A 3,329-nucleotide genomic window follows, 5' to 3' on the forward strand; every position below is an offset into this window, starting at 1 on the left:
ACTCGGAACTCCGACCTTTGAACTCGAAACTTCGACCTCTGAACTCGGAACTTCAACCTCTGAACTCGAAACTTCGACCTTTGAACTCGGAACTTCAACCTCTGAACTCGGAACTTCGACCTCTGAACTTGGAACACCGCAATATTTAATATCCAGACTCAAAGAAAACGAACAGCACAACCTCCGCACAGTGCTAATTTTTGATCAATTTGAGGAATTTTTCTTTGTTTACACCGAACCTGCACAAAGGAAGCAATTCTTTGAGTTTCTGGGAGAGTGTCTAAATGTTCTATCGGTGAAAGTTATCTTATCGCTGCGGTTAGATTACATTCATTACTTGCTAGAGTGCAATGATTTGTCGAGTCTTAAGATTATTGGCAATGACATTCTCAGTAATAATGTGCTTTACAAGTTGGGGAATTTCTCACCTACTGATACAAAGTCAATTATTCAGCGTTTAACTGAAAATACTAGTTTTCGCTTAGAACCTGCTTTAGTTGAACAACTCGTGCAAGATTTAGCCGGAGAATTGGGTGAAGTGCGTCCCATTGAATTGCAGGTTGTGGGGGCGCAACTGCAAACGGAGAATATTACAACTCTGGCAGAATATCAGCAGCGTGGTACTAAGGGAGAATTGGTTAAGCGTTATTTGCATGAAGTTGTTAATGATTGCGGTGTTGAGAATCAGCAAGCAGCAGACGTATTACTCTATTTGCTCACCGATGAAAAAGGAACTCGCCCTCTGAAGACTCGCGCTGAGTTGGAACGCGATTTGATGCCGTATTTTTTGGAGATCCCCCCAATCCCCCTTAAAAAGGGGGGCTTTATTCTTTCCACCCCCTTTTTAAGGCGATCGCCGCAGGCGGGGGGATCAAAAACTAGGGCGGAACAAACTTCTGAAATCAGTAAATTAGATTTAGTGTTAGAGATTTTTGTCCAATCTGGCTTAGTGGTTTTGCTACCAGAAAACCCCGCCGACCGTTATCAACTGGTACATGACTACATCGCCACCTTTATCCGCCAGCAACAGGAACCGAAGTTAAAGCAGGTGATGGCGGAACTGGAAAAAGAACGAGAACAAAGAAAATTTAGTGAAGCGAAACTGAATAACTTTCTCAAACGCGCCCTTTTTAGTTCCATCGCCGCAGGTTTAGGATTTGCCGGATTGGCAGCAGCAACATTCCAGTGGACAGTAGAAGCAAATGTTCAGCTAATTAGCGCCATCAATAATTCTTCTGAAGCCTTTTTTGCCTCTGGACAATATTCAGATGCTTTAATAACAGCCTTAAGGGCAGGTAACAAACTCAAGCATACAATTTGGGCACAGCACAGAAGCGATATCTCAATGCTAACTGTGGCAACTTTACAGCAAGCGGTTTACTTAAAGCCAAATGAGGCGAAAGAAAATCGTGCGATCGAGGTGAATACTTTAGAAGGTCATAGCAGCGCGGTCAGAAGCGTCGCCTACAGCCCTGATGGACAACACTTAGCTTCTACTAGTGATGACAACACCATTAAAATCTGGGGTGTCAGCAGTGGCAAACTTCTCAAATCCCTGACTGGTCATAGCAAAGAAGTCATTAATGTCGCCTACAGCCCTGATGGACAACAGTTAGCTTCTGCTAGTCGTGACAACACCATTAAATTCTGGGATGTCAACAGTCAAAAACTCCTCAAAACCCTTACTGGTCATAGCGATGAGGTTAAAAGCGTCGCTTACAGCCCTAATGGAAAACAATTAGCTTCTTCTAGTCGTGACAACACTATCAAAATCTGGGATGTCAGCCGTGGCAAACTTCTCAAATCCCTGATTGGTCATAGTAAAGAAGTCAATAGCATCGCCTACAGTCCCAATGGGCAACAGTTAGCTTCCGCTAGTGCTGACAACACCATCAAAATCTGGGATATCAACAGTCAAAAACTCCTCAAATCCCTTACTGGTCATAGTAATGTGGTCATGAGCGTAGATTACAGCCCGAATGGACAACAGTTAGCTTCCGCTAGTTATGACAAGACTGTCAAAATCTGGGATGTCAACAGTGGCAAACTCTTCAAATCCTCGATTGATCATAGCAGTATTGTCTTTAATGTTGCCTACAGCCGTAATGGAAAACAGCTAGCTTCTACTAGTGATGACAACACCATCAAAATTTGGGATGTCAACAGTCAGAAACTACTCAAATCCCTTACTGGGCATAGCGGTAGAGTCTATAGCGTCGCCTACAGTTATAATGGACAACAGTTAGCTTCCGCTAGTTATGACAAGACTGTCAAAATCTGGGATGTCAGTAGTGGTCAGCTGTTCAAATCCCTGACTGGTCATAGCAAAGAGGTCAATAGCATTGTCTACAGCCCCAATAGACAACAGTTAGTTTCTGCTAGTGATGACAAAACCGTCAAAATCTGGGATGTCAGTAGTGGTCAACTCTTTAAAACCTTTATTGGTCATAGCGATAGGGTCATTAGCGCTACCTACAGCCCCAATGGACAACAGTTAGCTTCTGCTAGTGCTGACAAAACCGTCAAAATTTGGGATATCAGCAGTGGTCAACTACTCAAATCCCTTACTGGTCATAGCCATTGGGTAATTAGCGCTACCTACAGCCCCAATGGACAACAGTTAGCTTCTGCTAGTGCTGACAACACCATCAAAATTTGGGATATCAGCAGTGGTCAACTCCTCAAAACTTTTACTGGTCATAGTGATGCGGTCAGAAGCGTCGCCTACAGCCTTGATGGACAACAGTTAGCTTCTGCCAGTCGAGATAAGACCATCAAAATCTGGGATGTCAACAGTGGTCAACTCCTCAAAACTTTTACTGGTCATACTGATAGGGTCAATAGCATTGTCTTCAGCCCCAATGGACAACAGTTAGCTTCTGCTAGTGATGACAAAACAATAATTTTATGGGATTTGGATTTCGATAATTTATTACTCAGTGGTTGTGACTTGCTAAATAATTACCTCATTACCCATCCAGAAGTGCTGGAAGAGTTGCAATCATGCCAAACGCGATCGCGTTTGGTTCAAGGGGCGACAACCTTAGTTATCCAAGGTGAGAAGTTAGCGCGAAAAGATGATATTGATGGCGCTATTGAAAAGTTTAGCAAAGCGCAGCAGTGGGATAATAAATTAAAGTTTGATTCCCAGGCGAAAGCGAAAGAGTTGGCGAATCATGACAAGACAGACCTAACCCCCAACCCCTTCCCTCGCAGGGAAGGGGAGTAAGATTCAAAGCCTCTCTCCTAAGAGGAGAGAGGTTTGGAGAGAGGTCAAAGGTGTTGCTTCCATTCGAGAACTGCTATAGATAATCACAAGGTGGAAGGAT

General features: G+C 43.6%; 1 protein-coding gene. It reads left to right on the forward strand.

The annotated features are described in order from the left end of the window. The coding region (locus IQ229_RS19535; protein WP_194046589.1) for a WD40 repeat domain-containing protein at nt 1-3,229 on the forward strand (3,229 nt) is incomplete at its 5' end. Nucleotides 3,230-3,329: the final 100 nt, after the last annotated feature.

The organism is Nostoc cf. edaphicum LEGE 07299 (genome assembly GCF_015207245.1).
Taxonomy (GTDB): Bacteria; Cyanobacteriota; Cyanobacteriia; order Cyanobacteriales; family Nostocaceae; genus Nostoc; species Nostoc edaphicum_B.